This is a genomic window from Hansschlegelia beijingensis (genome assembly GCF_045505405.1).
Lineage (GTDB): Bacteria > Pseudomonadota > Alphaproteobacteria > Rhizobiales > Methylopilaceae > Methylopila > Methylopila beijingensis_A.
Genome location: NZ_JBJKEX010000048.1, coordinates 1 through 15,810, shown reverse-complemented (window position 1 = coordinate 15,810; position 15,810 = coordinate 1). Strand labels below are relative to the sequence as shown.

Sequence of the window (15,810 nt, the reverse complement as noted above, 5' to 3'; positions counted from 1 at the left end):
CGCGGCCTTCGTCGCCTACGGACATGCGCGCGCCGCCGAGCCCGCCTGGCTGATGCAGCCCGCGATCGCGCTTCACGTCGCGGCGGTTCTGTTCTGGCTCGGCTCCTTCGTCCCGCTGCTCAACGCGCTGCGCTCGTCCCCGGACGAAGGCGCGGCCGCCCTCGCCCGCTTCTCGCTGCCGATCTTCGTCACCTCGGCGGTTCTGCTGCTGACCGGCGCCGTGATGGCGTGGGCGCAGCTCGGCGCCGTCTCGCAGCTCTGGAGCAGCGCCTATGGGGTCGTGCTGCTCGCGAAGCTCGCGCTGGTCGCGCCGATGTTCGCGCTCGGCGCCGTCAACCGCTTCGCCCTGTCCGGCGGCGTGGCGGCGGGGCGGCCCGTCGCGATCCGGCGGCTGCGCAGGACGATCGCCGTCGAGCTGCTGCTGGGCGTGCTGACGCTCGGCGTCGTCGGCCTGTGGCGCTTCACGCCGCCGCCGCGCAGCATGGAGGCCGTGACCGTCACGGTGAACGGCCTGCAGTTCCACGCCCATGGCGTGCGCGCGATGGCGAACCTGGAGCTCAGCCCCGCCCGCGTCGGCCGCTCCAGGGCGACGGTGAGCGTGCTCAACGTCGACGCCACGCCGCTCGCGGCCAGGGAGGTCACCGTCGTCCTGCTCGACCCGCTCGGGCAGCTGGAGCCGATCCGCCGCCCGGCGCGCAGGCTGACCGACGCGAGCTGGGTGGTGGACGAGGTCAGCATTCCGTCGCCCGGCCGCTGGACGGTGCGGGTCGACATCCTGATCTCGGATTTCGAGCAGGCGACGGTCAGGACCTCCGTCAACGTCGTCAGATGACGACGCTGACGGGATCGCCCACCCTCACCTGCCCGGGCGCGGCCAGCACGGCGAAGGCGCCGAGGCACGGATAGAGGCCGGGGCCGAAGTCCGGCAGCTCGATGCGGTTGAGCTCGAGCACGGCCGTCAGCGCTCCCGGCGCCTTGCCGAGCGCCCCTTGGGCGAGCATCGGCACCGAGCAGCGCGGGGTCGGACAGATGATCTTCAGCGCCGCGCCGCCGATCCGGATCTCGCCGCCCGTCCAGTCGTTCTCGGCGAACGCCGGGGCGTCCGGACAGTCGATCACGAGGTTCGGCCGATAGCGTTCGGCCGTCACCGTGTCGTCGCCGCAAGCTTCGCGGATGCGATCGAGGCTCGCGCGCGTCAGCACATGGATCGGGGCGTAGTCGAAGAAGCCGCCGTCCGGCGCCGCCTGCGCGATCGGCAGATCGGTCATCCCGACCGCCGCCCCCTCGCCCGCCGCCAGCACCTCCTCGGGGAGGGAGCGATCGAGGCTTTCGCCGTTCCGCCGAAGAGCGGAGAGCCGGACCTTGCGGCCGAGGAAGTCGGAGAACAGCCGATCGATCCCGGCGGCGCCAAGCGGCTCCGGATCGCGGCCCGGAAAGCGCACGCGCAGCTCCCCGTCCGGCGCGGTCTCGGCGCCCACCTCGAGCAGCCGCCGCCAGAGCTGCGGGCGCTTCGCGCTCGCGACCTTGCCGGTCTCGACGTCGATCAGCGCGTAGGCCCTGTCCCCCTCGACGCCCGCCGGACCGATCGCGGCGGCGCCGAGACTCTCTCCGAGCAGGGATTTCACCGGGTGACGCCAGATCGCGTCGAGACGTCCAGAGATCATTTCCGTGCCTTTGCTCGGACGGGGAGAGAGAACGAACGGCGCCCCCGGGGGCGTCCGGGGGCGCCGCCGTTCAGCCGCCCGCAAGGGCTTCTCGAACCGGATCGCCGGCGCTCCGACGATCCGCGGCTTGGGATCGACCCCTGAGGCGGGAACGGTTCACGCGAGGCGGCGCCCTCAGCGGCCGCTGTCGCGGGAACGGCGCCGGTGAGTAAGACCTCAGACGGCGAGGTGGCGGTGGATGAGGTCGTCCGTCAGGTCGCTCATCCGCCCCGAGGCCACGATCCGGCCCTTCTCCATCATCACGAAGTTGTCTCCCGCGCGGCGGGCGAATTCGAGGTTCTGCTCGACAAGGATGATGGTGAGGCCGAGCTCCTTGTTGAGCCGGATGATGATGTTCTCGATCTCCTCGACGATGTTGGGCTGTATGCCCTCCGTCGGCTCGTCGAGCAGCAGGATGCTGGGCTTGGCCGCGAGCGCTCGCGCGATGGCGAGCTGCTGCTGCTGCCCGCCCGACAGCAGCCCCCCGTGCCGGTTCATGTTGTCCCGCAGATAGGGGAACAGCTCGCCGACCAGCGGCGGCACTTCGCGCTGCCCCTGAGGGGCTGCGAAGGCGCCCATCAGGATGTTCTCGCGCACCGTGAAGTCGGGAACGATCTCGCGTCCCTGCGGCACATAGGCGATGCCCGCGCGCGCGCGGCGGAATGTCGGCTCCGTTCCGAGCGGCTTGCCGTCCAGGGTTATCTGCCCCGACATCCTGTCCGTCAGGCCCATGATGGTCTTCAGGAAGGTGGTCTTGCCGACGCCGTTTCGCCCGAGCACGGCGGTGATCTCGCCGGTCGGGATGTCGGCCGTGACGCGATGCAGGATCTGGCTGCGGGCGTAGTAGCTGTCGATGTTGGCGACGCTCAGCATCACATGATCCCCTTCGAGCCGAGATAGGCCTGCTTCACCCGCTCGTCCTTCTCGATGGTCTTGATGTCGCCCTCGGCGAGCACCTGGCCGAGATGCATCACGGTGATCCGCCGGGCGACTTCGCGCACGAAGGCCATGTCGTGCTCGACGACGATGATCGTGTGCTTGCCGCGCAGCGCGTTGAGGATCTCGGTGGTCTTGTGGGTCTCGGCCTGCGTCATGCCGGCGGTCGGCTCGTCGAGCAGCAGAATCTTCGGGTTCTGGGTGATCAGCATGCCGAGTTCGAGCCACTGCGTCTGGCCGTGGCTGAGGCCGCCGGCGAGACGATCCGCCTGCGGCCCGAGGCCGGTCAGTTCGAGCGCCTCCTCGACCCGCCGCTTGCTCGCGGCGGTCTGGCGAAGCGAGAGGTTCGAGAACACGCCCGGCGTCTCGAAGCTCGCGACCTCGAGGTTCCGCCGCACCGAGAGCTCCCGGAAAACGCTCGGGATCTGGAACTTGCGGCCGATACCGGCGCGGGCGATCTGGTGCTCCTGCCAGTGCGTGATGTCGGTGTCGTAGAGGTAGACCCGGCCGGAGGTGTTCCGGGTCTTGCCGCTGATCAGGTCCATCAGCGTGGTCTTGCCGGCGCCGTTGGCGCCGAGCACGACCCGCAGTTCTCCCTCTTCGATGATGATCGAGACGCCGTCGACGGCTTTGAAGCCCGCGAAGGCGACGCCGAGTCCGTCCAGGGTCAGGGCTGCGACAGTCATTGTTCGATCACTCCGCAGGCTGCTGCTGGCTGTCGGCCTGCCGCAGACGGGCGGCGCGACCGCTGAAACGCTCGAGCACACGGTCCGTCACGGAACTCGCGAGGCCGGCGATGCCCTGCGGCATGAACAGCACGACAAGGACGAAGATCAGGCCGATGATCACCTTCCACGCCTCGACCAGCGCAGGGGTCTCGCTCACCGACGTCTCGATCACGTTGATCAGCAGCGCGCCGATGCACGCCCCGATCAGCGAACCCCGACCGCCCACGGCGGCCCACACCACCATGGTGATCGAGAAGGACAGCTCCATGAAGGAGGGCGAGGCGAACTCCGCGACGATGACGTAGAGCATGCCCGCATAGCCGGCGATCAGGGCCGACGCGCAGAAGAAGAACACCTGGAACGACGACACCTCGAAGCCGAGGTAGCGCGCACGGTTGTAGTCGTCGCGGATCGCCTGGAGGATCATGCCGCTGCGCGTCTCGGTCAGCAGCCGGCCGAGGATGAGCGCGACCGAAAGCGAGATCGCGACCAGGTAGTAGGTCGTGGCGCTGTAGGGGTCGAACTCGGTCTCGCCGATGGTCAGCACGCCGAGGTCGGTGAGGCCGTTCCAGCCATTGGTGAGCGGCTGGGCGTCCACGATCAGCAGCCGCACCAGCAGCACGCAGGCCAGCGTGATCACGGACACGAAGACGCCTGCGATCCGCTTGCGGAACACCACCGTGCCGAGGCCGAACGCCACCAGGGTGGGCAGCACCATGCCCATCAGGATGCCGAACCAGTGGCTCTGGAACGGGATCCACAGCCAGGAGCCGCCATTGATGCAGCAGAGGTCGGTCTTGGAGCCCGGCTCTGCGTTCCACAGCATGAAGTCAGGCACGGGCGTGTCGGAGCCCTGCGCCATGCTGGTCGGGCTCGCGAGCTTCAGCGACATGCCGAGCATGTAGGCCCCGAGGCCGAAGAACAGCCCCTGACCGAGATTGAGGATGCCCGCATAGCCCCACGACAGGGCGATCGCGACGCCAAGCATTCCGAAGACGAGGAACTTGGCGAGCCGGTTGAGCGCGAACTCTTCCAGGAACATCGGGGCGAGCAGGATGCAGGCGATGAAGATGACGTAGACGGCCAGATTCAGCCGCAGCTTTGTGGCTTGCATCTCAGCGCCTCTTGTAAGCGAACAGCCCGTTGGGCTTGAGCACGATGGTCAGGATGACGACCGCGAACACGACCGCGCGGGCGATGACGTCGTTGTGCGCCCACGCCACGAGCGCGTTGACCTGCCCGAGCAGGCCGGCCGCCAGGATGCTGCCGATCAGGCTGCCGATGCCGCCGACCACGACGACCAGGAAGCCGTCGACCACCATCGGCGTGCCCATGTCGGGGAAGACGGTCTTGAAGCCCGCCATCAGGACGCCGGCGACGCCCGCAAGCCCGGAGCCGAACGCGAAGGTCAGCGCGTTGATGCGCTTCACGTCGATGCCGCACGCGGCCGCCATCCTGGCGTTGCGGATGATCGCGCGCACCTGCATGCCGACGCTGGTCTTGTACATGATGAACCAGGTCACGCCTGTCATGAGAGCGCAGACCAGGATCATGAAGACGCGGTACTTGTTGAGCTCCGTCCCGAAGATGTTGATCGTTCCGGCGAGGACGTCCGGGATGGACATGTTCTGCAGGCCCGGCCCGAGCCCCTGGATGTGGATCCCGAAGAAGGACAGGCCGAACTCCAGCCGGATCATCTGCTGGATCAGGATCGCCACGCCCCATGTGGCGAGCAGCGTGTCCAGCAACCGGCCGTAGAGGCGGCGAATGATCAGCCGCTCGATCAGCAGCCCCACCAGGGCCGTGACCACGAAGGCGATCGGCAGCGACCACCAGATCCCCAGCCCGAGCCAGGTCGACGTCATCACCGTCGTATAGGCCCCGAGCATCACCATCTCGCCATGGGCCATGTTGATGACCCCCATGGCGCCGTAGGTGATCGCGAGTCCAAGCGCGACCAGGAGAAGCACCGAGCCGACGCTTAGACCGATGAATAACGTGTCTACCATAAACCTGACCTCGATTGATGCTTGCGACCGGCCGCCAGAGCGGCCGGTCGTCAGGGCTTGATCAGAGCTTCAGCTTGGAACTGTCGAGGCCGCTCTCTTTGCAGAACAGGTTGTCGGCGGTCTCGCCATAGGCGGCGTAAGGCAGCGGCCGCAGCGGCTCCTTGTACTCGTCGACGATCTTGCCCTGGCCGTCCGCCCCCCACTGGGCGATGCGCGGCGTCAGGTAGGTGTGGAGGTTCTCGCCATCGATCTTCACGCGGCCGATCGGGGCGTCCATCTCCTGGCCCTTGAAGGCGTCCCGGATGGCGAGCGGCTCGAGTTCGCCGGCCTTCTCGCAGGCCTGCTTCCAGAGGAAGACGCCCATATAGGCCGACTGCAGCGGGCTGTGCGTGACCGCCTTGGGATCGTTGACGAACTTCCGGTAGCGCTCGATGAAGCTCTTGTTGGCGTCGGTGTCGATCGCCATCAGATACGGGAAGGACGAATAGCTGCCGGCGGCGTATTCCGGGCCCATCGCGGCGATCTCGATCTCCGAGGTCACCGAGGCGCAGATCGGGATCTTGTCCTGCGAGAGGCCCTGGTTCTTGAACTCGCGGTAGAACGCCACGATCGAGTCGCCGACCACGTTGGAGATGACAGCGTCGCAGCCTGAGTTCTTGATCTTGTTGACCATCGAGCCCCACTCGGAATCGCCGAGCTCGAGATACTCGTCGGCGAGATACTCGCCGCCCTGCTGCTGGATCAGGATCTTGGAGACCTTGGCCATCTCGCGCGGGTAGACGTAGTTCGAGCCGACGATGAAGAACTTCTTCTTGCCCAGGGTCTTGGAGATCCAGGGAATGAAGTTCGACAGCTGCTGGTTCGGCACCGCGTTGGTGTAGATCACGTTCTTCGAGCACTCGAAGCCCTCGTAGAACGTCGGGTAGACGTAGAGATTCTTGCGCCTTTCGAACACCGGCAGCACCGCCTTGCGGCTGGCCGACGTGTAGGAGCCGAACACCGTCACGCACTTGTCGCGGATGACGAGCTTGGAGGCCTTTTCATTGTAGGTCTTCGGGTCGGAAGCTCCGTCCTCGACGATCGCCTCGATCTGGCGACCGCCGACGCCGCCGGCCGCGTTCACCTCCGCGATCGCCATCATGGTCGCGTCGCGCAGCGACTTCTCAATGATCGACAGTCCGCCGGTGAGCGAGAACAGCACCCCGACCTTGATCGGACCGGCGGCCTGCGCCGACCTCGTGAAGAAGTACGGCGCGGCGAGCGAAGCTGCCGAGACGCTGAGCATCGTGCGGCGGGTCATCGACATTGGCATTCTCCCCGTTTGAAGGTCGTGCAATGTCAGCAAGCCGCATGCCAGTCACGTTTCTTCGGGTAATTACCGCCTTCTTTGATGTATCCACTCGACTATAAATGATTGCACCATCGCCATGCTCGCCACTTTTGCGCTAGATAAGAGACGTCGGAAGGGCATTCGGACGCCATCAACATTGCGATGACTTGGGGGTCGACATCGGGAACCACCTTTCGCCAGATGTGACTTCCTGCGTCGCCCAACGATACAGGATAGGTCGTAAAGCAGCGGAACGCCCTTGGCTCGCCCCATGATCTAGACGTTTTCTCTGGCGCGTCGGCTAGCGATCACTGCTGTTTTTTTTCGCTTCCGGGCTACGAAGAGGCGCAGTTTTTTTGCAGCGCGAAGCGTCGCCGACCTCTCGATGCGCTCCGATCACGCCCGCCCCGGACGTTCGCCCGGCACACTTGAGCGCAGCCGGGCGGGGCGCGAGCGGGCTGAGCGAGCATGCCCTTCCGCCGAAGCCGGAAAGCTTTGTTGGCTACACGCAAGCCCCGCGCCTCGGCGGCCCGCAGCTGTGATTTTCTTCTGACTTTGAAGGCGCGCCGGGCGCTGACGCCCCCATTCGCCTTGAGGCCGGACGCCGGACAATGGGCCGCCGCGGGGCCCCTATGCTTGCGTGCGGCCTCACCTGGAGAGGCCCGACCTTAGCGGTCATGCCCTGTTGCGCCCCAGGCGGCGGGAGAGGCCGGCACGCCGATCCCCGCCGCGTCTGCCACCGGCCGAACTGTGCGATGCAGCATAGGGCGTCAGCGCGCGAGGACGAGGTCGGCTCGTCGGTCGCTGCAGGAGGGATATAGATGATCTATCTAGACGTTTTCTGTCGCACGAAAGCCCGTCTCGCCGCGCGGCGAGACAGGCAGCGTCGTAAGGGTGTTGGTCGAGCCGGCCTCGCAGGAGGCCGGCTCGACGCGGCAGACGGTCAGGCGACCTTGAGCGAAACCGTGGCGTCCTCGCCCGGCGAGCGCCGCTTGCCCCAATAGGGCGCCGCGCGGCGCAGAAGCATCGCCCGGAACTGCTCCGTCGTCTTGCGCAGCAATTCCCCCGAGCCCCAGTTGACGATCACCCCGTAGGTCCGGATCAGGTCGAGCATGTCGAGTTCGCCGGCGCGGTATTTCGCGGCGATCTCCTCCGGATCCACCTGCAGCCATTTCAGGCGGTTGGCCCGGATATAGGCCCGCTTCGCGAGAGTCGCCTCGTGGTCCACGCGGTACTCGGCGAGATCGGCGTCGACCTCCTTCACGACGACGCCGTAATCGAGCGCGGCGCGCGCGATCGACACATAGCCGTCGGCGACGTCCTCGCAGACGAGTTGCGGATCCCGCTCGAGCGGGTCGCCGAGCCCGCCGCCGCCGGCGGAGGGCCGGCTGACGAGGTCGCCGGACTGCAGCGGCTCGTTCGAGAACAGCGAGCCGAGATACTTCTCGTTCTCCCGGCCCTGGTTGACCCAGACGCCGTGCGGGATCGACGGCAGTCCGCCCCAGAGCCCCCAGGTGATCGAGCGTTCCCGGTCGCAGCAGTAGGACACCACGGTCCGGTCGACATTGGTCAGGATAACGCCCTTCTGGACCCCCATGCCGCCGCGGGATTCGCCCGGACCGCCGGAGTCGACGCGCAGCTCATGGCAGGTGGTGAGCACCGGCGCGAGGCGCTCCTGCCCCTCGAAGGGCTGGGTGCCCAGCTGGACGCCGAACACCGGCCCGGTCGCCGCCCATCCGTCGCGCCCGTTGCGGGCGCCCCAGCCGCCGACCATCCAGTCGTACCACATGAAGTATTTGTGGCCGGCCTCGCGCCCGTCCCGCCCGCCGATCAGCAGGTAGTCGAGGTTGAAGGTGCAGGCCATCGCGCGCTCGGGCATTACCTCGGCCCAGAGCTCGAAGATCGAGTTCATGATCTTCTCGAAGGGCCCCGAGCAGAAGCCGGCGACCGGCGTCGGCCAGGAGGCGTTGACCACCGAGCCCTCCGGCCCGAGGTCGACGGTGACGACGCGGTAGAAGCCGGAGTTCAGCGGGATCTCCGGGAACTGCATCTTGGTGCCCGCGACGATCGCCGCGAAGGAGCCGCCGAAACAGGCGTTGAGGAAGCTCCTGATCGACTTCGGATGCGACTTCGACAGGTCGTAATGCACCGTGTCGCCGTCGATCGTCATGCGGACGCGGATCGGCACGAGGCCTTCGCCCGCGCCGGGATCGACGTCGATGTAGTCCTCGGTCTCCCAGACGCCGTCCGGCAGCGCGTCGATGCGCTGGCGGGTGAGCGTCTCGACATAGTCCTGCACCGCGCCGAACGACGTCTTGATCACGTCGAGCCCGTATTTCTCGACCAGCCGGCAGATCTCCTGCTCCGCGACCTTGGCGGCCTCCGCCTGGGCCTGCATGTCGCCGATGATGTCGGCCGGCGCGCGGGTGTTGGAGGCGATCAGGTTGCAGACGTCGTCCAGGCACCTGCCCTTGCTCCACACCCGGGTGGGCGTGATGCGCAGGCCTTCGGCCATGTGGTCGAGCGCGTTGACGTTGAACGAACCCGGCACCGCGCCGCCGACGTCGGCCCAATGGCCGTTGGCCTGCGCGAAGCCCAGCAGCTCGTCCTTGTAGAACATCGGACGGACGATGCGGGTGTCGTTGAAGTGCGTTCCGCCCTGGTAGACGTCGTTCACGACGAAGACGTCGCCGGGATGGATGTCGTCCTTGAAGGCGTTGATCACCGCCTTCGCCGTGTAGTGCAGCGTGCCGACATGCGCCGCGATGTCGCCCGAGCCCTGCATGATCGTGTCGCCATTGGCGTCGCACAGGGCGGAGGAGAAGTCGCGCGAGTAGATGACGAAGGAGTAGCAGGTCCGGAAGATCTGCTCGGCCATCTGGTCGACGATGTTGACGTAGGCGTTCTTGAGAACCTCGAAAGTCACCGGATCGAGGTCTTGATAGCTGCCAGCCATGACTGTTTTCCCTTATCGCTTCGCTGGGCTCAAGCCTGCGGGATGCGCATGACGATGGTGAGGAACCGGTCGACCTCGGCCGTGACGCCGGGCGGAACGATGACGGTGGAGTCGAGCTGGTCGATGACCGCCGGGCCCGCGACCTTCATCCCGGCCCGCAGATCGGTGCGGTCGTAGACCGGCGTCTCCACGGCCTCCGGCAGTTCGTCGAAGCGCACCATGCGGGCGCCCGAGGGCTCCGGCCTCGCGTCCACGGGCTCGAACTCGGCGAACTTCGCCTTGGCGGTGACGCCGGTCGCAATGACGCTCAGCCGGTAGATTTCGACCGGCGCGCCGGGGCGCGAGTAATTGTGCTCGCGGCCGTGCTCGTGGTGGAAGGTCGCGATCGCCTCGTCGAGCGAGGTCACGGGCGCCGACAGCGAGATCGAGAGAGCGCGCCACTGGCCGAGATAGCGCATGTCGATCTTGCGCTGGAACACCATGCGGTCGTCGGTGACGCCTTCCATCTTGAGGCGCTCGCGGCCCTCCCGCTCGAGCGCCTGGAAGGTCTGCTCGACCTCCGCGATGTCCACGTCGTCGGCCTTGGCGAGGTACATCTGCGTGACGTCGTGCTGGATGTCGACGAGCAGGCAGCCGAGCGCGGAGGTGACGCCCGGGTTAGGCGGCACCAGGACGACTGGGATCGACAGGTCCTTGGCGAGCGCCGCGCCGTGGAGCGGGCCCGCGCCGCCGAACGCCACCAGCGCGAAGTCGCGCGGGTCATAGCCGCGGCGGATCGACAGCAGCCGCACCGCGTCCGCCATGTTGGCGTTGGCGACCTTGAGGATGGACAGCGCCGCGTCCTCGATCGACATGCCCATCGGCTCGGCGACGCCCTTGCGGATCGCTTCGGTTGCGAGCGCCTTGTCGAGCGAGACCTTGCCGCCGGCGAGTTCGTCGCTGAGCCGGCCCAGCACGACATTGGCGTCGCAGTTCGTCGGGTTCTCTCCGCCGCGGCCGTAGCAGGCCGGCCCCGGGGTCGAGCCCGCAGACTGCGGCCCGTTGCGCAGCGACTTGGCCGCGTCGATCCAGGCGAGCGAGCCGCCGCCGGCGCCGATCGTCAGCACCTCGATCGACGGGAAGCAGATCGGATAGCCGTATTCGACGAACCACTCCTTGGTGACCCGCAACTGGCCGTCGTCGCACAGCGACACGTCCGTCGAGGTGCCGCCCATGTCGAGGCCGATCGAGTTCTTGAAGCCGGCCTGCTCGGCCACGAAACGGCTCGCGATCGCGCCCGCAGCGATGCCGGAGGCCGACAGGCGCGCGGCGAAGTTCTCCGCCATCTTGGCCGTCATCACGCCGCCGCCGGAGTGCAGCAGCAGCACGTCCTCCTTGTAGCCGCCCTCCTTCATGCGGCCCTCGAGCCGCTTGGCGTAGCCGCCCACGACCGGCGCCAGAACCGCGTTCGCGACGGTGGTGGAGAAGCGCTCATGCTCGAAGATCTCGGGCATGATGTCGCTCGAGATCGAGATGGTCGCGTCCGGGATCTCGCGGGCGATGACGTCCCGCATCCGGCGCTCGTTCTCCGGATTGACGAAGGCGTTGGCGAAGCAGATCGCGATGGTCTTCACGCCGCGCTTCTTGACGATGCGCGCAAGGTCGGCGGCCTCCGCCTCGTCGAGCGGCGTGACGATCTTGCCGGCGTAGTCCGTCCGCTCGGTGACGACCAGGCGGTCGCGGCGGCGGATGTAGGGCTTCGCCATCTCCTTGTAGGTGTCCCAGAGATCGTCGCGGTTGCCGCGCCGGATCTCGATCGTGTCGCGAAAGCCCTTGGTGGTGATCATCACCGCGGGCGGGAAGCGGCGGGTGATCAGCGCGTTGGTGGCGAGCGTGGTGCCGTGCTTGAACAGCAGCAGGTCGTTGAGGTCGACGCCGCCGGCGTCGATGCCCGCCAGCACGCCGTCGATCGGGTCAGGGGTGGTGGGGACCTTCGCGACGTGCATCAGGCCGGACTTCTCGTTCAGCACGCAGATGTCCGTGAAGGTGCCGCCTACGTCGCAGGCGACCCGCACCTTCTTGTCCAGGGCGTCTATTTCCGTCGTCATCGATCGCTCTCCATGCGGTCGGCGCCGTCCGCCGCAGCGGCCGGGCGCAGAAACGAAAAAAGCCACCGCCAGCGGTGATGCTGGCGATGGCTTCCTTAGCCGTGACCCGTTCGCGACATCGGTGGCGCGCGCGGATCGATATGTCCGGACCGGTGGCGGCGCAGCAGCGCCGACGCGACTAGGGCCCGGTTAATTCCTCTGCATCTATGATCGTCGAACAGACGACGTCCATAGCAACTCGCGCAGACATCGCGCGAGACCTGATAGCTTCGTAAGCCTCTTTCTCAGACCAGCCCCTGCGGGTCATCAGAATAGACTTGGCTTTCTCCAGCCTTCTGAAGCCGTTTAATTTATCCTCAAGCTTCCGAACTCTGTCAAGCAGGCTTTTTTCTCTTGTCGCTAAAGTTTGCGCCACGACCATGCTGGTCAGCAACCCGAAGGCGCGGATCGGCTTGGTGATGATGGCGCTGACGCCGGCGCGCGCCACGGCCTCGATCACCGCCGGGCTCTCGAACTCCACGATGCCGACCAGCGTGACGTCGGGCCCGCGCTCCGCCAGGGCCTTCAGAAGCACATGGGTGAAGCCGTCCTGACGGAACAGCATGAAGACCACTTCGGCGAGCGGCAGAACCTCTTCGCGCGGCGGCCAGATGGCCTCCACCTGGCAGCCGATGCGTCGCAACTGCGCGACCAGCTCGTCGCATTCGCGATCCTTCGGATGAAAGACCACGACGCGGACGTTGCGGATGTCGCGCAGAGCCTTGAGCATGGCCTAGAGCCCCACCGCCCGGCCTGTCGCCGGCGGCCTGATGTCCCACTCGGGCGGCGCGTGGTCGATCAGATAGGGGTCGGGCTTCACCGGCGCGGCCGTCTCCTCGACGATCCTGAAATCGTTCGACTGGACCCGCGCGATCCGCGGCCAGAGATACATGTGCCCGTTCTCGGCATCGAGCCGGACCTCTCCCTGCGGCGCCTGGAACGGCGTGGCGGCGAGATCCTCGCGCAGGACGGAGGCGTCGACCGAGCCGGCGCGCCCGACGGCCGCGAGAACCATGTGGGTCAGGCTGTAGGCCGTCTCGGCCATCGCGTTCAGCCGCTCCTGCAGGCCGAAGCGCGCCTGGTAGCTGCGCACGAAGCGGCGATTGGCGGCCGACGCCACGGACTGGAAGTAGGTCGCCGCCGTGAGGTGGCCTTCAACGAGGCCGGGCGGCATCAGCGCGAGTTCGGCCTCCGTGGTGGTGAGGCTCGCGATGGTGGTGTGCTCGGCCACGCCCGCCTCCGCGCAGAGCTCGTAGAACGCGCTCGCCGCCTCCCCGACCACGGTGCAGAAGACCACGTCGGGCCGCTTCGCCCGGATGTCCTGCACGATCTGGTCGAGCTCGCGACGCGAAGCGTCGAGCGGCACGTAGCGCTCGGCGAGCGTCTGCCCGTTGCGCTCGGCGACCAGCGTCATCATCACGCGGTTGCACTCGATCGGGAAGGTGTAGCGGGTGCCGAGGAGGTAGAAGCTCTTGCCGCCGGCGCCCATCAGATGGCGCGCCAGCATCACGATGTGCTGGCTCGGCACTGCGCCGCCATAGATGACGTTGGGCGAATACTCGAAGCCCTCATAGGGCGCCGCATAGGCGAGCAGCGCGCCGCGCCGCTCCACGACCGGGACCACCGCCTGGCGGGTGTTCGTCATGTAGCAGCCGACCAGCAGGGACGCGCCGTCCTCGTCGATCATGCGTTCTGCGAGCTGGCTGAAGCGGGCCGGGTCGGAGCGCGCGTCATAGGTGACCGGGATCACTTCGCGGCCGCCCACGCCTCCGGCGGCGTTGACCTCCTCGATGGCGAGCAGCGTCGCGTTGTATTGCGTGCGCTCGACGAACGCGGTCGGCCCTGTCTGCGAGTAGAGCGCGCCGACGATCAGCGGACGGTCCAGGTCTAGTTTCGCCGCCATGAGCCCCCGCAAAAACGAAAAAAGGGGCCCTCGCCCGGCCATCGCCGGCGAGAGCCCCTTCGCTCTTGCAGCAAAGGCTATGCGCAGCATTTCAGGCGGTCAATACCTGTCGAGCGACAAAGCGCGACGGCGAACGCCGCGCGACAGGATCGCCCGATCTCACCAGGGAGCCGCAGTTGAGCCGCAAGACGTTTCGCTGGGACGACCCGTTCCTGCTCGAAGAGCAACTGAGCTCGGAGGAGCGGATGATCCGCGACGCAGCGGCCGATTTCGCGCGCGAGACGCTGCGTCCGCGCGTCGTCCGGGCTTTCGCCCGGGAGGAGTCCGACCCCGGCATCTTCCGCGAGATGGGCGCCCGCGGGCTGCTGGGCGTCACTCTTCCGGCGGAATATGGCTGCGCCGGCGCCTCCTATGTGGCGTCGGGCCTGGTCGCTCGCGAGATCGAGCGGGTCGACAGCGGCTACCGCTCCATGATGAGCGTGCAGTCCTCGCTCGTGATGCATCCGATCCACGCCTTTGGGGACGAGCGCCAGCGCGCGCGTTACTTGCCCGGGCTCGCGGCAGGCGAACTGATCGGATGTTTTGGCCTCACCGAGCCGGGCGCCGGTTCCGATCCCGCCTCGATGGCGACGCGCGCCCGCAAGGTCTCCGACGGCTACGTGCTGACCGGGAGCAAGAGCTGGATCTCGAACGCGCCGCTCGCCGATGTCTTCCTGGTCTGGGCGAAGTCGGAGGCGCATGACGGCGAGGTGCGCGGCTTCCTGCTCGACAAGGGGACGCGCGGGCTTTCCGCGCCCAAGATCAACGGCAAGCTTTCGCTGCGCGCTTCTGTCACGGGCGAAATCGTGATGGACGACGTGCATGTCGCGGAGGATGCGTTGCTTCCGGGCGCCGCGGGTCTTCGCGCGCCGTTCAGCTGCCTCATGGCCGCGCGTTACGGCATCGCCTGGGGCGCCATGGGAGCAGCCGAGGAGTGCCTCCAGGTGGCGCGCGATTACACGCTCGAACGCCGCCAGTTCGATCGCCCGCTCGCGGCCAACCAACTCGTCCAGAAAAAGCTCGCCGACATGGCGACCGAGATCGCGCTCGGCCTGCAAGCGGCTCTTCGTGTCGGGCGCCTGTTCGACGAAGGAGGGCTGGCCGCCGAATCAGTCTCGATCGTGAAGCGCAACAACTGCGGAAAGGCGCTCGACATCGCCCGACAGGCTCGGGACATGCTTGGCGCGGCCGGCGTTTCGGAAGATTTCCCGATCATGCGGCACATGCTGAATCTCGAAGCTGTGAACACTTACGAAGGCACGCATGACATCCATGCGCTAATTATCGGGCGCGGCCTGACCGGGCTGTCAGCGTTCTGACAGGACTTGGATTTCGCGAGGGCGCGCAAGGAAGTGTCCCATAACGCCCTCTAACCAAACAATTTTTCCGGGCGCCAATTTCGGCCGGTTGCGTCGCGACCGCCGTGACATGCCGTCCACCTGAATGCGCGCAATTTTTACTTCTCCCCCGGCCTTCGCGTCCCTCTCGTCATCGGCGCGCGCAACAACGCAGGTCGGCAGACCAAAAATTTCCTCGGAAAGAGCTTGCATCTCCGGTCTTGCGCGCGCATGTGTGCTTCACTCGTGAAGGAGCGAAATACACGATGAACGATGAAATTGATTTCGTCGGCCTCGCGGCCGATATCGTCGGCGCCTATGTCAGCAACAATTCGGTGCCTGCGGCCGATCTCCCCGCTCTGATCCAGTCTGTGCATGCGGCGCTGGGCGCCACGGCGCGCGGCAAGACGGAAGAGCCGGCTGTCGAGCTCAAGCCGGCGGTTCCGATCAAGAAGTCCATCACGCCGGACTATCTGATCAGCCTCGAGGACGGCAAGAAGTACAAGAGCCTCAAGCGCCACCTGCGCACGGCCTACGACATGAGCCCGGAAGATTACCGCGCCAAGTGGGGCCTGCCGGCCGACTATCCGATGGTCGCGCCGAACTATGCGGCCGCACGCTCGCAGCTCGCGCTCAAGATGGGCCTCGGCCGCAAGGCGGCGCAGGCCGATCGTCTGGGGCGAGCCAGGCACCAACGGCCAGCACGCCTTCTACCAGCTGCTGCACCAGGGCGCCGACGTCGT

At 66.9% G+C, this 15,810-nt stretch carries 13 protein-coding genes and 2 pseudogenes; 4 read left to right on the top strand and 11 right to left on the bottom strand.

Translation table 11 applies throughout. The features are described from left to right. The coding region (locus tag ACIKT0_RS05315; protein ID WP_407104336.1) for a copper resistance D family protein at positions 1-832 on the top strand (832 nt) is incomplete at its 5' end. Here the strand turns inward: ACIKT0_RS05315 and ACIKT0_RS05310 are convergent. The 10 genes from ACIKT0_RS05310 to ACIKT0_RS05265 form a co-directional block, all read right to left on the bottom strand. Then, a complete protein-coding gene (locus ACIKT0_RS05310) occupies positions 825-1,664 on the bottom strand; it encodes an MOSC domain-containing protein (protein WP_407104335.1) in 840 nt (279 codons plus the stop codon). The two genes, ACIKT0_RS05315 and ACIKT0_RS05310, sit on opposite strands and share 8 nt — an antisense overlap. Before the next feature lie 216 nt (positions 1,665-1,880). Beyond that, a complete protein-coding gene (urtE, locus tag ACIKT0_RS05305; RefSeq protein ID WP_407104334.1) occupies positions 1,881-2,576 on the bottom strand; it encodes an urea ABC transporter ATP-binding subunit UrtE in 696 nt (231 codons plus the stop codon). Continuing rightward, the gene (urtD, locus tag ACIKT0_RS05300) at positions 2,576-3,325 is read right to left on the bottom strand and encodes an urea ABC transporter ATP-binding protein UrtD (protein WP_407104333.1); all 750 of its coding nucleotides are present in this window, start codon (positions 3,323-3,325) and stop codon (positions 2,576-2,578) included. The genes urtE and urtD overlap by 1 nt, the downstream gene beginning before the upstream one ends. 7 nt (positions 3,326-3,332) lie before the next feature. Beyond that, positions 3,333-4,481 carry an urea ABC transporter permease subunit UrtC gene (urtC, locus tag ACIKT0_RS05295; RefSeq protein ID WP_407104332.1) on the bottom strand — a complete coding sequence of 383 codons (1,149 nt, stop codon included), beginning with the start codon at positions 4,479-4,481 and terminating at the stop codon, positions 3,333-3,335. 1 nt (position 4,482) lies between these two features. After that, the gene (gene urtB / locus ACIKT0_RS05290) at positions 4,483-5,376 is read right to left on the bottom strand and encodes an urea ABC transporter permease subunit UrtB (protein ID WP_407104331.1); all 894 of its coding nucleotides are present in this window, start codon (positions 5,374-5,376) and stop codon (positions 4,483-4,485) included. Positions 5,377-5,437: 61 nt separating this feature from the next. Then, a complete protein-coding gene (locus tag ACIKT0_RS05285) occupies positions 5,438-6,682 on the bottom strand; it encodes a transporter substrate-binding domain-containing protein (RefSeq protein WP_407104330.1) in 1,245 nt (414 codons plus the stop codon). A gap of 967 nt (positions 6,683-7,649) precedes the next feature. Continuing rightward, positions 7,650-9,662 (bottom strand): hydantoinase B/oxoprolinase family protein, encoded by a 2,013-nt coding sequence (locus ACIKT0_RS05280; protein WP_407104329.1) that lies wholly within the window; start codon positions 9,660-9,662, stop codon positions 7,650-7,652. A 29-nt stretch (positions 9,663-9,691) separates the two neighbouring features. Further along, positions 9,692-11,749: a hydantoinase/oxoprolinase family protein gene (locus ACIKT0_RS05275; RefSeq protein ID WP_407104328.1), complete on the bottom strand. Its 2,058-nt coding sequence runs from the start codon at positions 11,747-11,749 to the stop codon at positions 9,692-9,694. Between the two features lie 178 nt (positions 11,750-11,927). After that, positions 11,928-12,518 carry an ANTAR domain-containing response regulator gene (locus ACIKT0_RS05270; RefSeq protein WP_407104327.1) on the bottom strand — a complete coding sequence of 197 codons (591 nt, stop codon included), beginning with the start codon at positions 12,516-12,518 and terminating at the stop codon, positions 11,928-11,930. 3 nt (positions 12,519-12,521) lie between these two features. Continuing rightward, complete coding sequence (locus ACIKT0_RS05265) at positions 12,522-13,691, bottom strand: transporter substrate-binding domain-containing protein (protein WP_407104326.1); 1,170 nt, start codon at positions 13,689-13,691, stop codon at positions 12,522-12,524. Positions 13,692-13,867: 176 nt separating this feature from the next. On the opposite strand from ACIKT0_RS05265, the gene ACIKT0_RS05260 reads away from it, so the two are divergent. Next, positions 13,868-15,049: an acyl-CoA dehydrogenase gene (locus ACIKT0_RS05260; protein WP_407104325.1), complete on the top strand. Its 1,182-nt coding sequence runs from the start codon at positions 13,868-13,870 to the stop codon at positions 15,047-15,049. Here ACIKT0_RS05260 and ACIKT0_RS05255 read toward each other — a convergent pair. Next, positions 15,038-15,280 carry a hypothetical protein gene (locus tag ACIKT0_RS05255; protein WP_407104324.1) on the bottom strand — a complete coding sequence of 81 codons (243 nt, stop codon included), beginning with the start codon at positions 15,278-15,280 and terminating at the stop codon, positions 15,038-15,040. The genes ACIKT0_RS05260 and ACIKT0_RS05255 overlap by 12 nt on opposite strands. Before the next feature lie 53 nt (positions 15,281-15,333). On the opposite strand from ACIKT0_RS05255, the pseudogene ACIKT0_RS05250 reads away from it, so the two are divergent. Together ACIKT0_RS05250 and ACIKT0_RS05245 are read left to right on the top strand one after the other, a co-directional pair. Further along, positions 15,334-15,705 (top strand): annotated as a pseudogene (locus tag ACIKT0_RS05250) (Ros/MucR family transcriptional regulator); the annotation flags it as partial. A 28-nt stretch (positions 15,706-15,733) separates the two neighbouring features. Next, a pseudogene (locus tag ACIKT0_RS05245) lies at positions 15,734-15,810 on the top strand (hypothetical protein); the annotation flags it as partial.